Raw genomic sequence first — 24638 nt, 5'->3', positions numbered from 1 at the left:
CTAAGATAAATCTAACTTGTGACTGTGAGTCATGATGTTTTTCACCATCGCATTTTTTTGGATCATGAAGCTAAGTTCATCACGAACCATGTCCAGTGTTGATGCCATATCAGGTAACGACTTCAACTCTGCCCAGCAATGCCATAAGGCTTGTTCTTTCTGGGCACCCAGTGGAAAATGCTGCGCTAGCATTGCTTTTAGTGCTGTTTTATCAGCAGGTGGTTCGGCAATAAGCTGTCCCGAAAAATTCCCTAGTAACTCCTGCTTCAACACCTTTAACAAATCAGATTGTGGCTGCTCGTTGCCTTTTGCACTCTTCGCCTCATGAAAGGCGTACCACATTGCCTCTCGTTTAACTTGAGGGTCGGAAAACGCTTCATTTAACGATGATAAGACACTTTGTTTACTGACAACCTCTGCGTCTTTTAATGATTCGTACCACGCTTTAATCTCCGCCAGTTTCGCTTCTGTTTTCTCTAGCGTCTCTTTTGGAGAAACATGTGAAACTTGCTCTTGCTTGTCACTTCGCTCCATGAGTGCTTTCATCTTGTCTTCATCGCTCCGCTCATAATGGCGCGACTCCGACTGACGCAAAGATTGGTGTTGAAGACTTAGGTTGCTTGAATCAATGATCATCCAAGATTCCTAATGTCCTGAGAAAAGCTCGCAGCAAATGCTTGGCTTTCTTCGCTTCCTTGTGACGCAAGTTCTACCCAGTTTTCCGCTTTGCTCAGTAAACCGGCTTTGGCAGAAGCAAGAGCCGCTAAGCTGATCAGATCTGGATAGGCGTTACAAAGTGGTTCGAGTAATTGATGAGCCTCTTCATACAAGCCTTTATTCATGAGGCTCATTGCACGAATCATCGCAACGGTCTCTTCAGAACCTGAGCTTGCTTCAAGGCCATCTGCAATCGTGTTGGCTTCTTGATGACGATGCATACCTGTTGCCATCAGCGCGATTTCAGCCAGCAGTTGGCGCGTTTCTCGTTCCATGCTTTACACCTTCTGGAGAATCGACTGCATCACATCTTTAATCGCACGAGTCGTGGTCGCATTGATATTGTAAACAACAGACCATTTGTTGATCGCGTGCTGAAGCTCGGCAAGCTTTGATGGATCATCGGCATTGGTTTCTAGGTTCTTGATGGCTGCCGTCACTTCTGTGTTGGCATCTTTCGCTTGTTGTTCTAACTTAGCTTTAACATCATCAAGGTTTACACTGTTACTAGCATCGTAAAATGACATAAGACTTCCTCGTATTTTTTAGTTAGCTTCGTATGATTCAACGACCGCATGGGCGGCTGAGTAAGCTTCATACTGTTTGAGTAGCAATTGGTACTGCTGTGGTGAGCACCCTAAATCCAACTGACGTTTCACCACCGCTTGTGCTTCTAAGAGCTTGCTCTTAATCTTGTGCACTTCCGCACCGTTTGTGTCGTTATTTAAAATTTGTTCAAGATTTGTCATTGTTCGTCTCGCCTTCATATCCAAGTTCTATTGTTATCACCCGCCCGCCTTTAACCAACTCAATACCAGCAGGTGTAACACTGGATATTCGGTAGCCCTGAGGCGTTCTTGCACCGACCATATAGCGAACGTTATCGGTCAGAATCACATATGGAACCTGGCCAAAGTTAACGCTACGAAACGGGAAATCGATGTTAGTGCCTTTACTCACCTTAGGTATGGATTTCAAAACTAAGTACGGTTTCTCACCATATTGTTCCCGGAAGTCTCGGGTCACACCGTAAAATCGAGTCGTTTCGATATCATCAAGCTCACCACGAACTTCGATGCGATCACCGCTGGTGACCAACTGGACTTTCTTCAGTAGCTCCGCATCCGTTAATAACGCTTTTAGCGTATCCATGTAGGCACCCGCTCGCTGCAGTTCAACCTTCCACGCAACAAGACCAGGCACGTCTCGCTCCAAGATTTGTTCAACTTGGTTCCAGCGGCTGGCATCATCGATATAGCCCGTCAGCAGCAGTGTGCCGGTCTCATCGCCATTTTCGACTTTCACTTGGTGATAGCCGAGGTTGCGCAAAATAAATCGAACCCCGCGACGGATTTCTTCCATCGTTCTTAAGTCACTTTTGTAATTTATGCCCAATACATCAATTCGACCAAGCAGATCGAGTTTCTGTGTTCGGTCTTCAACATAGCCCTCTAAGACTGCTTGGCGTGCGGCGGCATTCCATTCCACGCGAACGTCGCTAAGTTTGAGCTCGCCTAAGATGTTACGTACCAAAACAATGGGTTCTGCTTCTGTAACAATTTCATTGTTGTTTCCGTTAGCTTGGCTGTACCACATACCGGCAAAAATGACACTCGGGACAAAACTACAAAGCAAAGCGATGAGCGTTGTTTTTTTCCAGCTAGAGCGTTGCACAGCAACCACAGGTGTATTCTGTTGGCTAGATTCGTCGCTGACGTTACTCACAATTAACGCATCTTCCGCGTATCCCAGAGCGAACTTCACAACGCCGACCGAGACAACAGCATGGCGTGACAACTCGATACCATCACCTGCAACAGCGATGTCTTCACTGTTAATATTTGCCTCTTCGCAGCCTCGTAAAATGACCGAGTCTTGCTGGCAAACGAGGGTGAAATGGTTCGCTTCGACCCCAGCATCAGACAGTACAAGATCAGCAATAAAGTCGTCACTGCCAAGCACGAGAGCACCTTCAGGTAAGGTGACTTCTACTCCGGTATGCACGCCTGATAAAATACGAATTTTCCATTGCTGCATCGCGGTTAAGACTCCTCTGAAGGGCGCACACACTCACTTTGTGAGTCATCACATTCCAATACTTTCACCCGCCAACCCTTTTGCCCTGTTGGTAATCGGCACTGCGTTAATTGAGACGACTTTTGCTGTGACAATAAGTCTTGTTGATAGCGCTCGGCTTGAACCCTCGATGTGCAGCTATATACTTCCACTACCGATTTAAATTCAGCGCTATTGTTGGAGATGTTGTTAAGCTTGCCGATACTTGGTCGCAAGTCATATTCGTTGCCAATCAACACACTATCGCCAATACCATCCACAACAATTCGAGGTTCTAAAATAAACATTCGTACTGTGCGGCGCTTAGTATTGGTATTACTTCTAAACAGCGCGCCTAAATATGGGATGTCTCCTAGCAATGGCACTTTACGTAACTGATGGCTCACTTCATCTCGGTACACACCACCGATAAGTAAGCTTTGCCCTTGTTTAACCGTCGCTAAGGTGCTGATTTCAGTTTTACGAACGGAAGGAAGATCATCGACGCCACCATCAGCGATCTTTGCACCGTCTTCGAGATGAAGGCTCAGGTTAATTTCAGGTCGTGCAGCAAATCTATCACCAACGATACGTGGGACAATTCTCAGTAACGTGCCATACGTGACCTCTTCCAGCGCTGCGGTTTCTTTACCAACCAGCTTGACGTAAAACGTGCTGCTGTTGTTCAGTACCGCTTCGACATTTTCCTGAGTTAACAATGTTGGTCTTGAAACCACTTGAGCACTGCCTTTGGATTCCAATAAACGAATTTGAGCCAGCAAGTAATTTAGGTTGGTTGAATCAAGCAAGGACTTAAAGTTCTGTCCACTGCCGAGCGTCACATCCCCCGAATTCACATCACCTGTTGTTTTGATATCGACAATGCGGTTGTTTCCGACAGACACTCCTGCTCGCCAATCCACGCCTAACTGACTTAAATCGTTGGCACTGATATCGACAATCGATAGCGCGACTTCAATTCTTGATTGCGGCTGGTCTAATTGCGCGACCAGTTTACGATAGAGCGGTAATCGTGCTTGAGTATCACGAACGATAATCGCATTAAGGCCCGGCTCTGCTTCAACTGTTGCGCCACCATGAACTGAGGCGGTTTTATTACTTTTTACAGGCTTATCTGAACTGGTAACTTCTTTGCTAGACGCACTCGTCACTTGAGTTTGAACACCAGACACGACCCGTTTTAACACCGATGCGATGCCAGGGACCGTAATTGTCTGATCTCGATATGCAATTTCTCTATCCGTTGCAGAAGCGTACTTCAAAGGAATTATCTCAACGAATAACTCGTCGGTTGAATTCGATTTCTGCAGCAAGCGCGTTTCCAATGCCTCCGCCGTTTGTACCACTAAGTCGACATAACGTGGAGGACCCGCAAGATAGACTAACCCTTTGCTCTCAGCAGCTCTCCAACCATAACGAGAATCCCAAACGCCGGTGGAAATTAACGTACTGCGTAGCTCTCTAGCCGTAAGTAATTCCAATTGAAGTAAACGTGAGCGAGTTTCTGTCGCCTTATAGACATGTAAGACGGCACCATCGAAATACCACATCAAGTTGTACACTTGCGATAAGTAATCGAGGAATTCCGCCGGATCTTCAGGGGTAAAACGCCCATTCACTCGATCGTTGACTTTGTCACTAACAGAAACCGAGACACGATAATTTGCACCGAAGTTATTCAACAACTCTTTTAATGAGTCGTTATCTGCATAGTAGCGGAACGGTTGTTCGGGCCAGTGTAAGTCTGTTGCTTGCGCGTATCCCAAAGGAACAACACTCACTGCGCATAACAATGCCTTTGTTGCAGCACGCCTAATGTTGGGAAAGATTTTTAGCATCATGGTAACCACACTGTATGGTTGATTGTGTGGTTCACGCGTGCTTGTTCCAGTAATGCAATGTAACGTTCGCATAGATTGACGTGCTTAGAAAGCAAAGCAGAGAACCGTTCCACCGAACAGTCCTCAACCCTTACTTTACTTTGCAAAATCAATTGCTGATCATCATTGGTTGTCAGTACGCCGCCATCCTCACGAATGGTTTTTAATGAGAGCTGCATGCAACGTTGTAACGCTTGTTCTTGTTGATAATCTAGATGCTCTTTAAACTGGAAGGGTAACGTCGCTTCCCATAAAATCCATGACGCATGTTGCTTGATGGTCAGTGATAACTGGTCAACCTCGATGTTGTAAGAACCATTTTCTGAGGCAATAAAATCCCCTACCTTTAGCGCTTCCGCTAAAGATTTCATCATCTTATCTAACATTTAACGCCCTATTTAGATCTGGCTGAGGTGATTGCAAGCCTGGCCGCACTGACCACTTTGAGTATCAAAATAGTAGTGATCGATATCACCAACAGTTTGCATGTTCTTGAACCATTGCCATACTTTCGCAACCGCATTTTGGTCGTTGTAAACCACATCGCATGCATCCCAAACTTCGTTCAGCTCGGGGGCCTCAAGTCGCACTTCCGAACACCAATTTTTCCACTCAGAAATAAATTGTTCGGTTGTAGAGGTGTACTCCGCGAACCCTTTCAGCTCGTCTAAAGACGGTTGCCACTTCTCAATTAACAAACGATGACATTCAATCACTTGCAACTGTTGTTCGCTTAACGTCCCAAGTTGCTTTTTAAGTTGATGCTGCTGGCTCTTAATAAGATCGAGTTGCTGTTGAACAAAGACGGCACTGGTGTCTTCCCCTGATAGCTTCGACCAATATTCCTTCTGAATATCGAGTTGATTGATAAGTTGTTCAACTTTAATCGAAGCATGAAGAGCACTTTGATCGACTTGTCGGTTAATCCACTCGTTGAGTGATAAATGGAAACAAAGCATCAACGTTTTTGGGACAGCCAAATTAAAGCGAAAGCCCAGACGAGAGTTGATGTAGTCCAGCCTTTGTTCGAACGTTGTGATTGTGCTGCTATCACTGAGCTGCGATCCAATCTCCAAAAATAAACGCATGGCAAACCGGTCTATCGAAGCACCAAGTTTTTGATACGTTTTAACTAACTGGCTAGCGCATAGGCTATCGACGACATTTCTATCCAACAAGCGTTGAAGTAAAGATAACTGCTCATAATTTATGACGCCTTCACTCAACAATTGTCGGTGATTGACGTGCACAACATTGAGATCCTGCGTAGGTTTCGAGGCGCTTTCATAACGAGCTCCTCTTTGTAAAACAGTCACTTTCCGCTGTGTCAATATGCTGTCTGGAAAAAGCGAACGGCGTCGCCAATGCTGCTTTTTCATTTATGTTCGTCTCCGCACCCCTTTCGAACAATCCAGAAAGAAAGAGATGTAATAATTTTTAATCGTTCGTTGTTACACGATACATAATAGAATTTACACTGGTGAGTGACTTTCAAAATTAGTCAGAAAATTTTAGTCCCAAGTCATTTCATTTCGCGATAGCCACTTGATCGTCTCCCGAACGTACGCGGCTTGGGGTCGTTCCAAAACGACGACGGTAACTCTGCGTAAAGTAAGACTGACTGGAAAACCCTGCCTCCATCGCCACATCTACGATGCTCATCTTGCTCGTCAACAGCAGTTTATGAGCATGCAGTAGTCGACGCTCACTGATCCAAGCTCTTGGAGAAATGCCATAGTGCTCATTAAAAAGCTCTTTAAAAGTGGTTAAGCTGGCACCAAACTCCTGCGCGTAGTCTGTCAACTTCCATTCTTTTAAGTAATGCTGTTCCATAAATCGACGTAACCGTTCCGACGTACGGTTTGTTTGTTGTGACAGCAACGCATACAGTGATTCTCCTCCTTTGCTGTGTAGCAAGAGAATGAGTAGTTCTTCGTATTTTAGGCACATAATGGCATCAGGGTACGCTTGTTGCTCAAGCGTCTGCATGCTAGAAAGCACTTGTTCAACGAGTATGTTCAAACCAAAAGTAAACAAACCAGAACAAACTTTGTCTACCTTAGGCAGCATCATCAAGAGATCACTGTGTTTTTGCAGCAACTGACTAACGAGTTCATTGTCGTAAGCAATAATCGACGCTTTGTATGCCCCATCTAGCGGAGAGTACTCTAACAAGTAATCCCCTTGAGATAGAAATACCCCATTTTCTGCAGCAACATCGATTGTGCAATCACCTGTTTGAACTCGAAGCTGACCATTGTGAACGACAACAATGTGAGACTGGTCTGAGTGAAATACTTCGTCAGATTTTTCATAGCAGGAAAAACTACGAATTTTTCGTGAACTCGAGTCGACCCTTTCTGAGTTTAGTTGGCCTGACACATCCATTTTCTACCCTTCATTATTTTGAGTTTCTCAGTGCAAATGTTGAGAAACTTTCAAAGCACTACTTTGATCGTTGTTATTTCTAAGTACTGCTGTATGAATTAAAGAAGCAAAGAAAAGAGCATAGAAGTTCTATCACTTACCATACCCCCCGAATAATTAGCAAATAACCCAAGCATTACCTTTACCTGAAGGTAAAGGTTTGACTTAGTAAATTTCTGCTGTCCGTCTTTATTATTTTTATCAGATAGCGTTTATCATTAGCCAAAACTTAAATATCATTTCGTTATTTAAGTTTGGTTGTTTTGTTATACATTAGAATACAATTAAATAGATTTCGGCACCGTTTCGAGAACAAAATTAAATTTCCAAAATCATAAAAATGTATATTTTATAGCCTAAAACGCCAAGCCAACGTGTTCAAGGAGCGAGATATAATCATAAAAAATACTGTTTTTGCAACAAGTATGAGTCTAAAAAACAACTGACCCGATGACTTCAAAGTCATGTAATTAATGTTTATAAAAGACAACAAATCTTTCACAACAGGAAAGATATAGTCTTTATTTTTATAAATTAGAAAATTCTAATAAAAATGTAGTGCTTAAAATTTTATCTGTTTATTTTTGGAACAAGAATCAAGTTTTCTTGTTTATTTCCCTCTAAAAATAAATAGTTCTTTTCTTTTTCCGCAACGAGCTCACCGTTTGAATAAAGCTTTCCAATAATCTTCATTTTTCCTTCACCAGCTTGAATTGGTGCAATTAAAAACGAATACTGCACAGGCAACTGAACGCCTTGGTAGCTCTGAGATACCGATTTAAGACATTGATTATCAATAACTTTACATATTTCCACTTCAAGAGAAGTAATCGAAGGTGGAAAGTAGCCGTCGACAGAAACCCAACCATAGACTGATGCCTGACTCTGTGTATCAAAGCCATCCCCCCCATTAACGGACACAGTCTGACTGCACCCACTCAGTATGAATAACCCAATAAAACCAGCCCATATAGAATTGTTCATTATGACCCCATAAACTTATTTTATATAATCTAGCTCATTTGAAATTCACACAATTCTTTATGTAAAAATATAAAAGATCAACTTATATTTATACTACAAGCGGACAATAAATCGCATTTTTTAACAACACGTAGTTAACATGGACTGTAATTTCAAAAGCAGTTTCTGCTCACTTTCATTCCTTCCTTAATTGAAGTTTATTAGAGAAAAATGATATTCATATATCTCATTGCCATTGAGATATGCATCTGAACACATTTACTTTTGCCTTTCTATTTCTCTCAACACATTTAAAAGCCAAAATATAATAACAACCGACTAATATTGATAAACATGAAGAGATACATCTAATATTTTCCTTGATAAAATTTCAAAAGGGACTATTCCTATGTCAGCACGCCAAACTATCGATGAGATTTTGCTAAAGTTTGCTCATCAAATAGGCTTGCCTGCACTGCATCTAACGGAAAATGAAGTAAGCTTAGCCTTTGATGATAATCTAAGGGTGCATATCATCTTTCATCCTGAATCGACAACTCTGCAGCTCGAAGCTGAGATTGTTGGCCTTCAAATTGTAAATTCCGATCTTTATCGTTCTTTTTTGGCCTTTAATTATCACTGGCCTGAGCACCAGTTATTTTTTAGTTTAGATAACCACCGACATGTCCTATGTTTAAACCGACTCATTAACATTAGGCGACTGGATTACGAATATTTTGAAACAGCTTTAGCAGAATTGCTGACGCACAGCGAGTCGTGGGAAGCGTTATTGTCTTCTCATGTAACCATTGATGAGGCACCACCGATGCCACAAACTTTAGACTTGAGAGTTTAGGTGTCTTTATGTCCAATGACATCCAATCCACATACACCAATTCATCGGTTCATGACGCTCAACAAGCGCAGCAAAGTGATGCAGTGCCGCAAGGAACGTTTCATGGCCGTAAAGTCACCCTACTCTCCTCATCAGAAAGCAGTCTGATGCGAACAAGCTCTAAAAGAGAGCTTGGTGAATGTTTAAATCAATTTGCCAGTCTCGAATCTTGCAATCGCGTTTTGGACTTTGATCCGCAACTCAACATTGACAAGCAAAACGCCGCCGTAGAAAAGCTTATGGAACGAAAAGTGGCGATAATTCAACGTTCCTGATATCACAATATAAGCAGGTTAAACATCTAAGTTAACCTTCAGCCGACAAGCTCACGCTAATAAAAAACCCCGAAGATTCGGGGTTTTGATTCATACTGCTTTTTCTTTATTAATTACTTAGTTTCACTAGAAGAAGCCTAACGGGTCGATGCTGTAGCTAATCAGCAAGTTCTTCGTGTTCTGGTAGTGATCCAGCATCATCTTGTGCGTTTCGCGCCCGATACCCGATTTTTTGTAACCACCGAACGCTGCGTGTGCAGGGTAAGCGTGGTAACAGTTAATCCAGATCCGGCCAGCTTCAATATTACGGCCCATACGATATGCAACGTTCGCATCACGTGTCCAAACACCTGCGCCTAAGCCATATTCAGTGTCGTTTGCGATTTCCAACGCTTCAGCCTCATCTTTGAATTTGGTGATAGCGATCACTGGGCCAAAGATTTCTTCTTGGAAGATTCGCATCTTGTTGTGGCCTTCCAACATGGTTGGCTGAATGTAGTACCCCTGGTTGATAGACTCTGGCTGTTCTGACACTCCCCCACCAAAGACCACTTTTGCGCCTTCTTCACGGCCGATTTCCAGGTAACTTAAAATCTTATCAAACTGTTCTTGAGAAGCCTGAGCACCAACTTGAGTATCGGTATCGAGCGGATTACCTTGTTTAATCAGCTGTGCACGTTCCGTCAGTTTCTCTACAAACTTGTCATAAATCGCTTCATGAACCAGTACGCGAGATGGACAAGTACAAACTTCACCTTGGTTGAAGAAACCAAGTAACGTACCTTCGATACACTTATCAAGATACTCATCTTCGTAATCGAAGATATCTGAGAAGTAGATGTTTGGAGATTTACCACCTAACTCAACTGTCGATGGGATCAAGTTGTCTGCTGCACATTTCAGAATGTGGTTGCCAACTTGCGTAGACCCGGTAAAAGCGAGTTTCGCAATGCGGTTGCTGGTTGCTAATGCTTGACCCGCTTCAGAACCATATCCGTTTACAACGTTGATGACACCAGGAGGAAGAAGGTCACCGATTTTTTCCATCAGAACCAGAATGGATGTTGGGGTTTGCTCTGCTGGCTTCAATACCACACAGCAGCCCGCCGCTAGTGCCGGTGCTAGTTTCCAAGCCGCCATCAACATTGGGAAGTTCCACGGAATAATTTGACCAACCACACCAATCGGTTCTGGGAAGTGGTAGCTTGCGGTGTGCTCATCCAGTTCTGCCGCACTGCCTTCTTGTGCGCGAATACAGCCAGCGAAGTAACGGAAGTGATCCACTACTAAAGGTAAATCTGCCGCCAAGGTTTCGCGAACTGGTTTGCCGTTTTCCCAAGTTTCTGCAACAGCAAGCTCTTCTAGATGCTGCTCAATACGGTCAGCAATTTTCAGCAAGATGTTCGAACGTTCTGTCACGCTGGTTTTGGCCCATTTTGCTCTGATGTTGTGCGCGGCATCCAGTGCTAAATTAATATCTTCCTCGCCAGAGCGAGCAACTTTACAATACGCTTGTCCGTTGATTGGTGAGATATTGTCAAAGTACTCACCACCCGTTGGTTTTACCCATTCCCCACCGATAAAGTTATCGTAATGCGATTTAAAGTTAACAATGGCATTTTCACTACCTGGCTGTGCATAGATCATAACTCTTCCTTTTGTTTCTCGTTCAATGTGTTATTGCAGTGTCGTATCGCACTGTTCACAAAGAGCATTACGCAAGTCACACGCCAACTACGCCACGCTTGTTGTTAATTAAATGTAAAACTATGATTACCAAGCGATAACAAACCAAGTGAGCGATGTTTGAGCGGATGTATGGTGTGAACACCAATGTTCAAGTGTTCCAAAATGGCACACCCTCACTGTGACAAAATGGTACAGTCATGGAACTTCAACATATTAGCGATAACAATTGGCTTTCAACTTCATGGGTCAGAAGTGAACAAGCGGGTTTAAAACAGCGTCGACGCCCTGAAGATATTCGAGTAACGCCAGCGACGCTCCAAGATAGGCGTCACCAACTCAATTTTTTGCTGGAGGCAGTCACTCAATTTGCGCTCCCTTTGTTTAATCAGCTATTTGCTCATAGCGACAGTCGCTTAATTTTGACGGATTCAGATGGTGTCATCATCGGCAGTTGGGGACAGCCTAGATTTCGTGAAAAGTTAACGGAAATCTCGCTAAGCTCTGGAGCATGCTGGCAAGAAAAGGTCAAAGGCACCAACGCGATTGGTACAGCTTTGGTTGAAGCAAAGCCCGTTTCTGTTATTGGTGATCAGCACTTTATCCAACACCATCGTTTTATTAGCTGTTCGGCTAATCCTATTTTCGATCATCTTGGTAACCTCATTGGCGTATTAGATATTACAAGCGAGCAAAAGAGACATGACTTCTCAACGCAAGTACTAGTACAAAACATGGTCCAGCAAGTGGAGAATCAACTACTTAACTTGATTCCACAAGGGCATATTCGTGTGGATTTAGCGTGCGAAAAAGGTTTACTGAATAGTGGTTGGCAAGGAATTATCATTGCAAATGAAGACGGACAAGTTTTGGCTCACAATCAAGTAGCCTCTCAACTTTTTGCGCAAAAAAGTATCATTGGGCAATCCTTAGACGACATTCTATCCACTCGGGGAAATGAGCACCCTTTCGTTTTCAAAACAAAACCGCTTACCGATAAAGATAGCAAGGTCAAGTCTCGTGCTGTAGCGGCGTCCAATGATCTTCATTATGGCGACTCCGCAGTTGAGCACTGTTGGCAGCAAGCCAATCGCGTCATCGATAAAGACATCAGTTTGTTGATTCTCGGAGAGACTGGTGTTGGCAAAAACGAGTTTGTGAAAGCGCTTCATAAAAACAGCCAGAGAAAAACGGGACCGTTGGTTTCCGTTAACTGCGGAGCGCTACCAAAAGATCTGGTTGAATCTGAATTATTTGGCTACGTAGCCGGTGCCTTTACTGGCGCAAACAGCAAAGGCTATCAGGGGAAAATTCGCCAAGCACACAAAGGGATTTTGTTTCTGGATGAAATCGCAGATTTACCCTTGGAAGCTCAAAGCCGCTTGCTCCATGTATTGCAAGATAAAACCGTGCTTCCCGTGGGTTCAAACCAAAGTATTCAAGTCGATACGCAAATCATTGCAGCCACGCATAAAGATCTGGAACATTTGGTCAGCGAAGGATTGTTCCGCCAAGATTTGTATTATCGCCTTAATGGCTTGATCATTGAGCTACCTCGCTTTGAGGAACGTGATGACAAACGACAACTGATTGAGAACATTCATCGGCGTCACGCCGAATCTGAACAACAGCTTTGCCCTCACCTACTTTCTCTGATGCTGTCTTACTCATGGCCAGGAAATTTGCGTGAACTCGATAGTTTAATCAAAGTATCCGCCTTAATGGCGCAAGGTGAAGAAATATTGGAACTCACACACGTCCCAGCCCACCTAAGTAAGAAACTCAGCCAAGCTCAAGAAGGAGCAGCATCCGCTGAACCAACTTCAGAACTGCGTGCAACCGTCGAAGATAAGTTGCTCAAAACATATCAAGCCAACCAGGGGAACATTAGCAAAACGTCTCGTATGCTTGGTGTGAGCCGAAATACCATTTACAGAAAGTTGAAAAGCCTTGGCATATTAAGTTAATTCTACGACCTCAGATACAAAAAGAGCACCGTTGCGGTGCTCTTTCTCTTTGAAACCTAGCTTACAGGCCGCCTTGTTGTTGTGCCTGTTTTACTAATGCCTGACGTTGAGTTTCCTTCTCAGAGATCACTTGATTGTCCTTGTGCATTTCCTGTTCCAATTCTGCTGGAATGAAAACAAAGTACTTGTTAAGAGTCATCTTAGAACCTCAATTTGCTGTGTTAATTACCTTCTTGGTCAACGTAAACAAAACCAGAAAAACATGTTTTACTGGATCCTTGTTGCTGGTTTCAAAAAATAAAGGATGTTCATATAGTAAACATCCTCCATGTGGGCGCTAATTATAGGCGTAGTTTAAAGGCTTACCTAGCACTCTTTTTCACCTTTTATGCAATCTGAGTTTCGATCGAAAAACAGATTTAATTGCCCGTAGTTACTAAGGTATTGTTAAAAAGAGAAAAAAACTTTTACTGTAACTGACGACAGGGATGAGCTTACGAGTGTAGGTTCACTTGCAATTGTGTATCGTAGAGTTCGAATACGATAATAATAACGCTACATGCCCTTAATCTGCGTAGTTAAAAACTTTGAAGTGATAGACAACCGAAGTCATATCTGTGCAACTCAGTTTAACGATTTGTCTACCAGTTCAATATTTCACCTTTTTTGAGAAATCTTTAGCCACTTTTTTGTGTGAAACGCCCCAAAAGAGCAGATAATTAAAAGTGTGGCATATGACCACAATTGTCTATCCCCACTTAGCATCGGGAGGCGTTTATGAAAAGTAACAAACTTGGCCATGTGATGTCTTTCAGCAGGATGTTTTCCTTCATTGCATTCTTGACGGCCACATTCGCATGGATTCTCAGCATGTACGCCCTATTTACTGTTTCTTTAGTGGCTCTTGTGGTCAGTGCAATTCTCTACCTAAAAGACAGGTTTTATCAAAACAAGAAAACGACCACTGAAAAGAGCGCCTAGGCGCTCTTTTCTATTGGATGTCATTTCCGTGTGACTTGATATAGTTATCAATCCGTTCGAGTTCGTGAAAATAACCATACATACCAATACGATTAATTTCTGGTTCTATACAGTATTTTTCTTCTTTTACCATAGCTTCTACAAACATTCCGCTTGATGCAATTGTGAAAGGTGGACACGCTGAGTAACCATTACTTTCTGCAATATATTTCAATCGCCCAAATTCAAAAATTTGACCTGGAATAGCAACGATAAGGGACAAGACAATTGTTATAGTTATCACTTTAATCGGCACTTTGACTAACTGAGTCATTCGATCAAATAAAATATAGACCAATAATGTAGGGCATAAGAGTAAGCTTGCGATACTTAAAACATATGACGCATCAATGTAGAGCACTTGAAAACCACTACTGAGCTGAAGCGGTAGAGATTCGAAAACGAAATGATGATAAAGGCGATAGATAGAGTAAGTAATCAGTAATATGAACATAAGCAACACGAAAGCTGTGTGAAATGGATGCTTCTGTTGTGTCATTTCTATTACCTTATAGTTGAGGAGAAGACAGAGAGCTGCTTAGCTTCACTCTTCGAAGAGAAATATTAAACTGCTAGCAAATGCATGCTCTCCCATTTCTGAGAAGTGCGTGACGAATCAACGTTTAATGTAACTTTTAAATCTACCAATATCTTACAGACACAAAAAAGGATGCCACTTGGGCATCCCTTTATATCTTTATATTTAGTCGGTTTACTTAAAACGATTACACGTCGTAAGTTGTAGACGCTGTGTCGCCGCCTGTACCAGTCCAGTTAGTGTGGAAGAATTCACCACGTGGACGGTCAATACGCTCATAAGTGTGAGCACCGAAGTAGTCACGTTGAGCTTGAAGCAGGTTCGCTGGTAGACGAGCTGTTGTGTAACCGTCTAGGAAAGATAGCGCAGAAATCGTACATGGCATTGGGATACCAGACTCTAGAGATTTCGCTGCTACTTTACGCCATGCTGCTAGGCTGCCTTGTAGGATGTTTTTGAAGTACTCATCAGAACCAAGGAAAGCGATGTCTGGGTTCGCTTCGTACGCATCACGGATGTTGCCTAGAAACGCAGAGCGGATGATACAACCACCACGCCACATTAGTGCTACGTTACCGTAGTTTAGGTCCCAACCGTTCTCGTTAGACGCTTCGCGCATTAGCATGAAGCCTTGAGCGTAAGAGATGATCTTAGAAGCTAGTAGCGCTTGACGTAGTGCATCAACCCACTCTTGCTTGTCGCCTTCAACTGGAGTGATTGTCTTACCGAATAGAGACTCGGCTTCAACACGTTGGTCTTTCAGTGCAGATAGACAACGAGAGAATACAGACTCAGAGATAAGCGTTAGTGGAATACCTAGGTCTAGTGCGTTGATACCAGTCCATTTACCAGTACCTTTTTGGCCTGCTGTGTCTAGGATCTTTTCAACGAGAGGCTCACCGTCTTCATCTTTGTAGCCAAGAATGTCAGCCGTGATTTCAACAAGGTAGCTGTCTAGCTCAGTCTTGTTCCAATCAGCGAATACTGCTTGCATCTCGTCTGCAGACATACCAAGACCGTCTTTCATGAACTGGTAAGCTTCTGTGATAAGCTGCATGTCACCGTATTCGATACCGTTGTGTACCATCTTAACGAAGTGACCAGCACCGTCGTTACCAACCCAGTCACAACATGGCTCACCAGCGTCAGTTTTCGCAGCGATACCTTGGAAGATAGGCTTAACCGCTTCCCATGCTTCAGCAGCACCGCCAGGCATGATAGATGGACCGAAGCGCGCACCTTCTTCACCACCAGATACACCAGTACCGATGAAGTGGATACCTTTTTCACGTAGTGCAGCAACACGACGGTTTGTATCTGGGTAGTTAGTGTTACCACCGTCAATAATGATGTCGCCTTTGTCTAGCAGAGGTACTAGCGCTTCGATGAACTTGTCTACAACGTCACCAGCGCGAACCATCAACATTACTTTACGCGGCGTTTCTAGCTTCTCTACTAGTTCTTCTAGAGAGTATGCACCGATGATGTTCGTGCCTTTTGCTGGACCTTCCAGGAACTCGTCTACTTTAGCAGCAGTACGGTTGTGAGCAACCACTTTAAAGCCGTGATCGTTCATGTTTAGGATAAGGTTTTGACCCATTACTGCTAGGCCAATTACACCGATATCACCTTTCATTGTTTCTCTCCAATTTTATTTCATCGACGAGCAGCGTCTTAAGCAATTTTTGCTGCCGCGTCTAAATCTAAATACCATTCCGTTAGGCCCGATTTCGCTTGAATCTTAGCCGCTGGGTATGGCAGTGCGTGTGCTGGTGAACTGTTAATTTCTTCAACAATGTCCGCTTTTCCTGCACCAAGCACTAAGTAACTAATGCGTTTCGCTGCTTCTAATACGCGTGCGGTTTTCGACACACGAAGTTGGCCCGATTCAGGATGCGACGCCACAAGAGATAGGTTCGCATCATCATAATTCGTTTGGCCAGGGAACAGAGAAGCTGTATGACCATCTGCACCAACGCCTAATAAGATCCAGTCAAACACAGGTGTGCCGTTTTCACTCGGGATCACCTCTGCCATCTCTTTTGCAAAGCGCTCGGCTTCTGCTTTAGGCTCATTTTCGCCACGGATGCGGTGAATGTTTTCCGCAGGAATATTTACTTGGCTAAACAACAACGTGTTCGCTTCACCGTAGTTGCTTTCTGCATCGTCAGGGGCAACACAACGTTCGTCACCCCACCAAAAGTGGAGGTTTTCCCATTGAATGGAGGTTGCGTAAGCCTCTGAAGCCAGTAGTTTAAACAGCATTTTAGGAGTGCTGCCGCCAGAAAGAGAGATGTGAACAGGTCTGCCCATTTCGCTAAACGCTTTCATATCGTTAGCTAGGCTTTCAACTACCTGTTCTGCTGTTTGGTAGATCTTATGGTTGATCATAGTTCACAGTAATCCGTATCTGTTAAGTTTTTACATGGGAAACGCCAAGCGCGGCCATCACGCTGTAACAAGTCATCTGACTCTTTAGGTCCCCAAGTGCCGCATGCGTACCCGAAGAGGGATTGTGGATCTTGCTTAAAATCTAAGATTGGCTGTACGTATTGCCAGCACGCTTCCACCGCATCACTACGTGCAAATAGCGTAGCATCACCATTCAAAGCATCAAGTAGAAGGCGCTCGTATGCCGTCAGCATTTGCGTTTCTTGCAAGTCAGCGTAATGGAAGTTCATTTTCACTTCCTTCGCTTCAAAGCCTGCGCCTGGCTCTTTCAAGCCAAAGCTCATTTGAATGCCTTCGTCTGGTTGAATACGAATGATCAGCTTGTTTTCTGGTGCGTTTTGACCAAACACAGGATGCGGTGTTTGTTTAAAGTGGATAACCACCTCAGTAACGCGTGTTGGAAGACGCTTACCAGTACGCACGTAAAATGGCACGCCATTCCAACGCCAGTTGTTGATGTACGCTTTCAAACCGATGTAAGTCTCTGTACGAGAATCGTCTGCAACTCCCGGCTCTTCACGGTAGCCGCGTAGGCTTTGCCCACGAACTTCAGACGCCGTGTATTGGCCTAATACTAGGTCGTTGCGCAGAGCGTTTTCGTCTAATGGCTTTAAGCATTGAAGCACTTTTACCACTTCATCACGCATCGAGTCTGCATTGATTTGCGCTGGTGGTTCCATACCTACCATTGCTAATACTTGTAGCAAGTGGTTTTGGAACATGTCGCGCACAGCGCCAGAGTTGTCGTAGTAACCACCACGCTCCTCTACGCCAAGGAATTCTGCGCCTGTGATTTCAACGTAATCAATGAAGTTACGGTTCCAAAGCGGCTCAAACATCGCATTAGAGAAACGAAGCACAAGTAGGTTTTGTACCGTTTCTTTACCTAAGTAATGGTCAATTCGGTAGATTTGATGCTCTTGGAAGTGCTCGTGAATTTCTTTGTCCAGAATACGCGCCGATTCAAGATCATAGCCGAATGGTTTCTCAATGATCAGGCGTTTCCAGCCATCCTCTTCACTGTTAAGACCATGTGCTGCAAGACTTGCAGGGATCACACTGTATAAACTTGGTGGGGTTGCTAAGTAAAAAAGCGTATTGCGTTGCTCGAATTGATATTCGTCCGCAAGTTGGTCTAAGCGAGAAGATAGCTTACCGTAATCTTGTGTGTCAGAAGTATTAATTGCTTGGTAGTGCAGATGGTTAATAAATGCATCAAGCGTTTCTGGCTCAGTCTTTTCCATTTCCTGAAGCGATTTTTTCAGCTTCGCGCGGTAAGACTCATCACTGTATTCAGTGCGACTTACACCCAGAATGGCAAAATTCTCTGGAAGCTGCTTGTTCGCGTAGAGGTGGTATAAAGCAGGAATGAGCTTACGGTACGTAAGGTCACCTGAAGCACCAAAAATAACGATGCTGCTGTTTTCTGGTATTACCATCATCTTTCCCTTAAAAACGAGGTACTTATTGTGTGCCCGGATACGGCTAGAGAATGAGCCAACCCTATCAATGGCACCTCAAAATAGAAAATTGGTCTTACCTATTACGTTGATAGGTAAAGTCTATGGGCCCAAAGAACCTCAAGAAGTTGCATTTCCGATTCTTGGAAACACGACGTATTGAGGTCATTTAAGTCACTTATGTCTCAAAAGTACACACTGTACTCGCTGGAGGAGAGTCCGACACGGGGCAATATTGTCTACGACTATTTGATTTACATCAACACTTGCCAGTGCAAACGTTTAAATAAGTTGCACAAAACGTCATAAGCGATTGTATTTTATTGATAAAAAAAGTTTCATCTGAACGCTCCAAAATTTAAGCAAAAACTCTAATATGGGCAATAATTACTCATCCTTGCAATCCATTACAGTTTTATCGTGATCTGTGTTACTTACTTTTTATTTCATCACCCTATTGATAATGATACTCAATTAAAGATAATGAAATCACTATTAATGTGAAAGTAGAACGCCATGAAATCAAGCGCCATTAACCCACATCCCATAAACCGAATACAATCGGTGCTTGACTACATTCACACCAACTTAGACAGCACTCTGAGCGTAGATGAAATATCGAAAGCAAGTTGTTGGTCGCGCTGGCAACTGCAACGCGTATTTCAACAACACACTGGCGTATCCGTCGCTCACTACATCAGAGAGCTTAAACTTAGCCTTGCGGCTGAGCGCTTAATCCATACTTCTGACCGCTCGTTAGATATAGCGATAGAAATGGGATTTACATCTGAACACGCATTTAGCCGTGCGTTCAGGAATATGTTTTCAAAAAGCCCCCGCGAATATCGAAAAACGCAACAACTCTCCGGGTTGAGGCAACCTTTGACGCTGCGTAAGACACCAGAAGAAGAGAAAAAACATCAGCGCTTTATTGAAGTTCGAATAGAAACAAAACCGGCTTTTGAACTTGCTGGTTATCATGAACCTATTCACGGATTGTTTTCCGCTACGCCCGATTTCCAATCCAAAGTACCGTCACTTTGGTCACGTCTTTATTCATCTGAAAACCTTAATAATTCGGAAAGTAGTTACTTTGGCGTGATTGATGTGACGCAAGCGTATTCAAACAACCAACAACTTGAGTATTGGGCAGGTTATGAGTGCAGTCCAACAGCAAACGCACCAAGATCAACGAACTCTTCCAACTCGGGGTTAGACCTCTTGGCTGTTCCTGAGCAAACCTACGCCGTCATTACACACATAGGCAAAGCATCAGAGCTCGCCTCAACGCTGGAATGGTTTATTTTACATTGGCTACCCTACTCTAATTATCATGCTATCGATGGTTATGAGTTAGAGCTTTATCCAGAAGGTTATGATGTTGATAGCGAACAAGCACAAATGCAGTATTGGATTCCTGTAGAGCCAAACGACGCGCTATCTTTAAAACCTAAGAACAGAAGAATAAGTTCCAAAGATTAGTGTTTTGCACCAAATTGTTAACTTTTCCTATTTCTTTGAATATAGAATACAAATAACAATCATTATCAATAAATAGAAAAAGTAGTGGAATTTATAAATATGGAAAGTCCGATTCGATTTCATCGTTCAGCGGTTGCTATTGTTGTATCCGCATTGCTCGCTGGCCACGCCAATGCAACTGAGAGCACATCCCAACACGAAACGATTACGGTGCTAGGAGAAACATACCGAAACACCGCAACTAAAACCGTTTTAGAACCGGAGGAAACACCGCAAGCGATCACGGTAATCACTAAAGATGACATGGACCTGCGCGGCGTAAACTCGGTGAGCGAAGCATTGCGTTATGCACCTGGCGTAAATACAGAATTGCGTGGCGGTGCCGTTTCCCGACTTGACCTATTCAATATTCGTGGTTTTATTAACTACACCAACTTTTATGATGGTCTTCCTTTGCTGTACAACGGTTGGAACCTTCAACCGCAGGTCGATTCCGTTGCTCTTGAGCAAATCGAGGTTTTTAAAGGGCCAACGTCTGTTCTTTACGGCAATATTCCACCAGGAGGTATGGTCAACATTATCGCCAAGGCGCCTCAGTCAACACCCTCGCACTCTGTCTCGATTAGTACAGGGACTAACAGCCTAAAAGAACTGACGTTCGACACCACAGGACAAGTTGGTGATTCTAATGTTGATTACCGTATCGTCGGCCTGGCAAAACAGCGAGATGGTCAAGCCGATACGTCTGAAGACGAACGTTACGTACTCGCCCCATCTTTCAATTGGCAAGCGACAGAAAGCACATTAGTGAACGTGAATGTTTACTATCAAAATGATCCATCAGCAGGTATCTACACGACTGTGCCTGCGTCTGGCTCAGTGATTAAAAACCCACTTGGCTCGATGTCACCAAGCGCTTATTTAGGGGATGAGGACTGGAACACTTACGAACGCGAAGTTCTGATGATGGGTTACAAAGTCCAACACGACTTTAACAACAATTGGCAATTTCTACAGAATGCCCGCTACATGACCGCCGATGCCTATCAGGAAAACACATATAACGGTGCACTTGAAGCGGATAACCGTACCGTTGGTCGAAATGCCTATTTAACCGATGAAAAATCCAAATCCTTTGTGATTGACAACCAACTATCTGGCTACGTTAAAACAGGAAATTTTGAACATAACTTATTGTTCGGGCTTGATTATCAGTATCTAGATTCAGATGTAAAATACAAAGACACGCTTGGGTATTCGCTAACTCAGGACATTTTTAATCCTGACCACAACAGCATTGATCGTAATGCACTGAATTTCCAATACAAACAAAACTTAGATATCAAAACGAAGCAGATTGGCGTTTATTTCCAAGATCAAGTTCGTTACGACCAACTTGTAATGATTGCAGGTCTTCGTTGGGATAAATACGATTCAAATACAGACGCCGTTAGCGATTATCTAGGAGCAGTATCCAACAGCAAGGAAGAGTTAGACGATACCAACGTATCTTTCCGAGTCGGTGGTTTGTATGAGCTAGACTTTGGTCTCTCGCCATATCTTACTTACTCGGAAAGTTTTGAGCCAATTGCGGGTGCCGACTCTTCTGGTAAAGCATTTGAGCCATCAACCGGTCATCAATGGGAGTTAGGCTTTAAATACGCCCCATTATCTGGTGATATCTCAGGTAACTTAGCACTCTTCCATATTACGAAGAAAAACGCGATCTTGACCGATCCGAATAATCCATATGCACCGAACTATCAAGCGGGCGAAGTGGTATCACAAGGTATTGAACTTGAGGCAAAATGGCAAGCCACAGCACAAGCTGATTTCACTCTAGGCTATACATATACCGATATGGAGATTACCGAGGACAGTTATTACAACCAAGAAGGTAAAACGCCGGTTTGGGTACCTGAGCAAACGGCCTCTCTATGGGCCAATTACTTCTTTGAAGGAAATCTTTCAGGCCTTCGTACCAGTGCTGGCGTTCGCTATGTCGGAGAAGCACAAATTGATGCACAGAATAGTCAAAACGTACCGGACTACACCTTGTTTGATTTAGCAGCAAGTTACGATTTCTCAACGGTATCTGAATCAATGAAAGGGGCTAGCGTCACGCTTTCTGCAAGCAATCTATTCGATAAAGAATACTATTCTTGTTACGACAAAAATAACTGTTGGTTTGGCGCTGAGCGCTCTATCGAAGCGAAGTTAGAATACAACTTCTAACCTCTTAGAGCGGAACAGCAGTAATTTGTAAAGCGATGGTTTCTAAAACAAGCCATCGCTTTTTATTTTGCATAGAGCATCAATGTAAACGCTACCGTGTCACTTTTTTATAGCACCTTTCTGGCCTACCTACCGACCCATAGTTTAAATCAGCCTCTAGTTCACCAGTACTAATAAGAAACTCAAGATAACGTCTAGCGGTTGTTCGACTCACTCCGATTTTTTCACCTGCCTCATCAGCGGTCAGCGCACTTCCATTTGGGAACAACTCTCTGATCTTGTCTAGGGTTACACCATCAATCCCTTTTGGTAATCGGTTCGGCAAGTTGTCTTGATTGGCGTGAGACTGCAGCATTTTATCAACGAGGTTCTGATCCAAACTCTCTACGATGTCTAGTTGTTGGCGTTGGGACACATACTTTTTCAGTGCGGCATCTAAACGTGGAAACATCACTGGTTTTAACAGGTAATCGACAACGCCACCCCTCATCGCCTGTTGTAACGTATCGACATCCCTTGCGGCTGTAATCAAAATGACATCACACGTTTGGTTACTTGCACGCAGTGTATTTAGTATCTCAAGCCCTGTGCCATCGGGAAGATAGACATCCATCAATAGTAAATCTGGCTTAAGAATGTCGAGTTGCATTTCTGCTTCCATTCTCGTGGTCGCAATTCCAACCACTTCCAAACCTGTCAGTTGGCTTAAGTATTTGTGGTGCAGCTCAGCAATAGCCAGATCATCTTCAATGATCATTACGCGAGTCGCCATACTCATAATTGTTCTTCCTTGGGTAAGTACACCGTTATTCTTGTCCCATAATTTGTATTGGGTATCATCTCAACATGGCCGTGATATCGAGTAGCAAGCTGATTGACAAGGTGTAACCCAACACCTCGATTTTGACGAGATTTCGTCGAAACGCCTTTTGTAAATAATGTTTGTGGATCCATTGTTTTTGGGAGGCCACAGCCATGATCTATCACCTCAAGTATCACTTCATTTCCGTAATCGCTAACGGACACATCAATGTTTCTGCGTTCTGACGCAACATTTGATTCATCGCGAATTGAAGTTAACGTGGCATCGAAAGCGTTATCAATCAAATTACCCAAAATTGTGACAAGGTCTTCCGAATTTAGCCACTCAGGTAGGGGCTCCAGACGACTGCCTTCCTCAACCACCAGTTGTAAGCCTAACTCGCGAGCACGTTCAGTTTTTCCAAGCAACATACCTGCAATTAGCGGGTCCTTAACGGTATCTCTTAAAAACTCAATCATTGCCTGATAGTGTGCGGTTTCTTGTCCAATTAACTTTTGCACCGCATCAAGTTCACCCATTTGTACTAGCCCACTAATAGTGTTGAGCTTATTTCGATGCTCATGGGTTTGCGAACGTAACAAATCTGCATATTCCTTGGTTTGTGATAGCTGCTCGGTTAGATCATTGATTTCATCCCTTAAACGGAAACTCGATACCGCCCCCACGATTTTTCCATCAACATAAATTGGAGAGCGATTTGCAATCAGGCGCTTATGATTAAGGAATATTTCAATATCATGATCTTCCTGCCCGCTTTCTAACACTGTATATAGATCGCTATCACGCAGCGTATCAGTCAAAGGTTTATTGAGCGCTGATTCTCTATCAATACCGAGAATCTGGCAGGCACTACGATTTATCGAGCGAAGTATCCCTTGGGCATCAATGCTTAACACGCCCTCTTTGATAGTGCTCATCGTCACTTCTAATTCGCCGTACAACCGCCCTATCTCTTCAGGCTCAAAGCCTAAAATGGCGCGCTGAAACTTTCTCGACGCATAATTGGATACAATGGCATTAGCGACGACAACTACGATGACCATTAAAATCAAAAAGGCCAAAAATGGTTCGATGCGGTCTTGCAGTCGGTCGAGCAAATAGCCAACCGAAACCACACCAATGATGTTCCCTTGCTCGTCAAAAATCGCAGCTTTACCACGAACTGAATAACCTAACGAGCCCTGTGCCGTCGAAACATAAGACAACCCCTGTTCTAGCGCTCGACGATTGTCGCCACCTCTCATTGGCTTGCCCAACCGCTCATCAACAGGGTGGATTAAGCGTACTCCCTTATGGTCGCCAATAACGATGAATGCAGCACCTATGGCTTCGGTTAATTCTCTAAAGCGAAGTTGGTATGGCTGGGGGTTTTGGGTTTCGATCATTTCACGAACAACCGCTGAGTCCGCTAAAAAACGGGCAACACCCAGTGCTTTTTCTCCCATTTCTTGCTCTTGATTGATTTTGAGATAAGTGAACCCCGCGGCGACAAGCAATAACAGCTCTATCAACCCCGATAGCGTCATGATAATGAGCATCCGCTTACGAAAGCTGATGGTTTTCCAACTCATTGATACATCCTTGTGATTCACTCTTGAGCGTAACGTTAACACTCAGTTAACAGCATGACGTTGTCGCGGTGATAAATCTGTGAGGAAGGCAAACAAACCGCAGAGTTTACGGTTAATTAATCGACGAGCTGAAACATAAAATTACAACCATTCACCAAATTTAGCATTCCTC

Annotated in this window: 24 protein-coding genes; 6 read left to right on the top strand and 18 right to left on the bottom strand. The window is 43.6% G+C overall.

Going from position 1 to position 24638, the window contains the following annotated elements:
- The 10 genes from R7127_RS16775 to R7127_RS16730 form a co-directional block, all read right to left on the bottom strand.
- A complete protein-coding gene (locus R7127_RS16775; RefSeq protein ID WP_025768115.1) occupies positions 1 to 636 on the bottom strand; it encodes a YopR family T3SS polymerization control protein in 636 nt (211 codons plus the stop codon).
- A complete protein-coding gene (locus tag R7127_RS16770; RefSeq protein ID WP_033906171.1) occupies positions 633 to 992 on the bottom strand; it encodes a YscG family type III secretion system chaperone in 360 nt (119 codons plus the stop codon). The genes R7127_RS16775 and R7127_RS16770 overlap by 4 nt, the downstream gene beginning before the upstream one ends.
- 3 nt (positions 993 to 995) lie before the next feature.
- The gene (gene sctF / locus R7127_RS16765) at positions 996 to 1244 is read right to left on the bottom strand and encodes a type III secretion system needle filament subunit SctF (RefSeq protein ID WP_005377199.1); all 249 of its coding nucleotides are present in this window, start codon (positions 1242 to 1244) and stop codon (positions 996 to 998) included.
- Positions 1245 to 1262: 18 nt separating this feature from the next.
- Positions 1263 to 1466, bottom strand: a complete 204-nt coding sequence (locus R7127_RS16760; protein WP_149192513.1) for an EscE/YscE/SsaE family type III secretion system needle protein co-chaperone — start codon at positions 1464 to 1466, stop codon at positions 1263 to 1265.
- Positions 1453 to 2754, bottom strand: a complete 1302-nt coding sequence (gene sctD / locus R7127_RS16755) for a type III secretion system inner membrane ring subunit SctD (protein WP_017821344.1) — start codon at positions 2752 to 2754, stop codon at positions 1453 to 1455. The genes R7127_RS16760 and sctD overlap by 14 nt, the downstream gene beginning before the upstream one ends.
- Before the next feature lie 5 nt (positions 2755 to 2759).
- Positions 2760 to 4634: a type III secretion system outer membrane ring subunit SctC gene (sctC, locus tag R7127_RS16750; RefSeq protein WP_065274579.1), complete on the bottom strand. Its 1875-nt coding sequence runs from the start codon at positions 4632 to 4634 to the stop codon at positions 2760 to 2762.
- The gene (locus tag R7127_RS16745) at positions 4631 to 5059 is read right to left on the bottom strand and encodes a YscB family type III secretion system chaperone (RefSeq protein ID WP_017821346.1); all 429 of its coding nucleotides are present in this window, start codon (positions 5057 to 5059) and stop codon (positions 4631 to 4633) included. Before R7127_RS16745 ends, sctC begins: the two co-directional genes overlap by 4 nt.
- Positions 5060 to 5071: 12 nt before the next feature.
- Positions 5072 to 6052, bottom strand: a complete 981-nt coding sequence (locus R7127_RS16740; protein ID WP_318148466.1) for a T3SS regulon anti-activator ExsD domain-containing protein — start codon at positions 6050 to 6052, stop codon at positions 5072 to 5074.
- 148 nt (positions 6053 to 6200) lie between these two features.
- On the bottom strand, positions 6201 to 7061 hold the full coding sequence (locus tag R7127_RS16735; RefSeq protein ID WP_005377191.1) for an AraC family transcriptional regulator: 861 nt from the start codon (positions 7059 to 7061) through the stop codon (positions 6201 to 6203).
- A gap of 609 nt (positions 7062 to 7670) precedes the next feature.
- The gene (locus tag R7127_RS16730) at positions 7671 to 8084 is read right to left on the bottom strand and encodes a YscW family type III secretion system pilotin (protein ID WP_064376721.1); all 414 of its coding nucleotides are present in this window, start codon (positions 8082 to 8084) and stop codon (positions 7671 to 7673) included.
- A gap of 388 nt (positions 8085 to 8472) precedes the next feature.
- On the opposite strand from R7127_RS16730, the gene exsC reads away from it, so the two are divergent.
- Both exsC and exsE2 read left to right on the top strand, forming a co-directional pair.
- Positions 8473 to 8919 carry a type III secretion system regulatory chaperone ExsC gene (gene exsC / locus R7127_RS16725; RefSeq protein ID WP_005377174.1) on the top strand — a complete coding sequence of 149 codons (447 nt, stop codon included), beginning with the start codon at positions 8473 to 8475 and terminating at the stop codon, positions 8917 to 8919.
- 8 nt (positions 8920 to 8927) lie between these two features.
- Entirely contained in the window at positions 8928 to 9233 is a 306-nt protein-coding gene (exsE2, locus tag R7127_RS16720) for a T3SS regulon translocated regulator ExsE2 (protein WP_005387156.1), read from the top strand.
- Positions 9234 to 9359: 126 nt separating this feature from the next.
- Here exsE2 and R7127_RS16715 read toward each other — a convergent pair whose 3' ends face one another.
- Positions 9360 to 10880, bottom strand: a complete 1521-nt coding sequence (locus R7127_RS16715; protein WP_005377169.1) for an aldehyde dehydrogenase family protein — start codon at positions 10878 to 10880, stop codon at positions 9360 to 9362.
- Between the two features lie 239 nt (positions 10881 to 11119).
- Between R7127_RS16715 and R7127_RS16710 the strand changes: the two genes are divergently transcribed.
- Positions 11120 to 12886, top strand: coding sequence for a sigma-54-dependent Fis family transcriptional regulator (locus R7127_RS16710; RefSeq protein ID WP_005377167.1), 1767 nt, complete (start codon positions 11120 to 11122; stop codon positions 12884 to 12886).
- Between the two features lie 61 nt (positions 12887 to 12947).
- On the opposite strand, the gene R7127_RS16705 is transcribed toward R7127_RS16710, so the two are convergent.
- Complete coding sequence (locus R7127_RS16705) at positions 12948 to 13085, bottom strand: hypothetical protein (protein ID WP_005377165.1); 138 nt, start codon at positions 13083 to 13085, stop codon at positions 12948 to 12950.
- A 578-nt stretch (positions 13086 to 13663) separates the two neighbouring features.
- Between R7127_RS16705 and R7127_RS16700 the strand changes: the two genes are divergently transcribed.
- A complete protein-coding gene (locus R7127_RS16700) occupies positions 13664 to 13867 on the top strand; it encodes a hypothetical protein (protein WP_005377162.1) in 204 nt (67 codons plus the stop codon).
- Positions 13868 to 13877: 10 nt separating this feature from the next.
- On the opposite strand, the gene R7127_RS16695 is transcribed toward R7127_RS16700, so the two are convergent.
- The 4 genes from R7127_RS16695 to zwf all read right to left on the bottom strand — a co-directional run bounded on the left by R7127_RS16695 (position 13878) and on the right by zwf (position 18334).
- Positions 13878 to 14405 carry a hypothetical protein gene (locus tag R7127_RS16695; RefSeq protein ID WP_033906174.1) on the bottom strand — a complete coding sequence of 176 codons (528 nt, stop codon included), beginning with the start codon at positions 14403 to 14405 and terminating at the stop codon, positions 13878 to 13880.
- Positions 14406 to 14631: 226 nt separating this feature from the next.
- Entirely contained in the window at positions 14632 to 16080 is a 1449-nt protein-coding gene (gene gnd / locus R7127_RS16690; RefSeq protein WP_005377160.1) for a decarboxylating NADP(+)-dependent phosphogluconate dehydrogenase, read from the bottom strand.
- Between the two features lie 38 nt (positions 16081 to 16118).
- Positions 16119 to 16835 carry a 6-phosphogluconolactonase gene (gene pgl / locus R7127_RS16685; RefSeq protein WP_033906175.1) on the bottom strand — a complete coding sequence of 239 codons (717 nt, stop codon included), beginning with the start codon at positions 16833 to 16835 and terminating at the stop codon, positions 16119 to 16121.
- A complete protein-coding gene (zwf, locus tag R7127_RS16680) occupies positions 16832 to 18334 on the bottom strand; it encodes a glucose-6-phosphate dehydrogenase (RefSeq protein WP_017634563.1) in 1503 nt (500 codons plus the stop codon). Before zwf ends, pgl begins: the two co-directional genes overlap by 4 nt.
- Before the next feature lie 537 nt (positions 18335 to 18871).
- On the opposite strand from zwf, the gene R7127_RS16675 reads away from it, so the two are divergent.
- Together R7127_RS16675 and R7127_RS16670 are read left to right on the top strand one after the other, a co-directional pair.
- Positions 18872 to 19837, top strand: a complete 966-nt coding sequence (locus tag R7127_RS16675; protein WP_033906176.1) for a helix-turn-helix domain-containing protein — start codon at positions 18872 to 18874, stop codon at positions 19835 to 19837.
- A 99-nt stretch (positions 19838 to 19936) separates the two neighbouring features.
- A complete protein-coding gene (locus tag R7127_RS16670; protein ID WP_172563228.1) occupies positions 19937 to 22072 on the top strand; it encodes a TonB-dependent siderophore receptor in 2136 nt (711 codons plus the stop codon).
- 91 nt (positions 22073 to 22163) lie between these two features.
- On the opposite strand, the gene R7127_RS16665 is transcribed toward R7127_RS16670, so the two are convergent.
- Both R7127_RS16665 and R7127_RS16660 read right to left on the bottom strand, forming a co-directional pair.
- Positions 22164 to 22850, bottom strand: coding sequence for a response regulator (locus R7127_RS16665; RefSeq protein ID WP_017821355.1), 687 nt, complete (start codon positions 22848 to 22850; stop codon positions 22164 to 22166).
- Positions 22847 to 24466 (bottom strand): sensor histidine kinase, encoded by a 1620-nt coding sequence (locus R7127_RS16660; protein WP_053306993.1) that lies wholly within the window; start codon positions 24464 to 24466, stop codon positions 22847 to 22849. Before R7127_RS16660 ends, R7127_RS16665 begins: the two co-directional genes overlap by 4 nt.
- Positions 24467 to 24638 lie beyond the last annotated feature (172 nt).

Source organism: Vibrio sp. 1159 (assembly GCF_033340395.1).
Taxonomy (GTDB): Bacteria; Pseudomonadota; Gammaproteobacteria; order Enterobacterales; family Vibrionaceae; genus Vibrio; species Vibrio alginolyticus.
The sequence above is the reverse complement of the archived record's forward strand: the minus strand, read 5'-3'. Positions and strand labels throughout refer to the sequence as shown.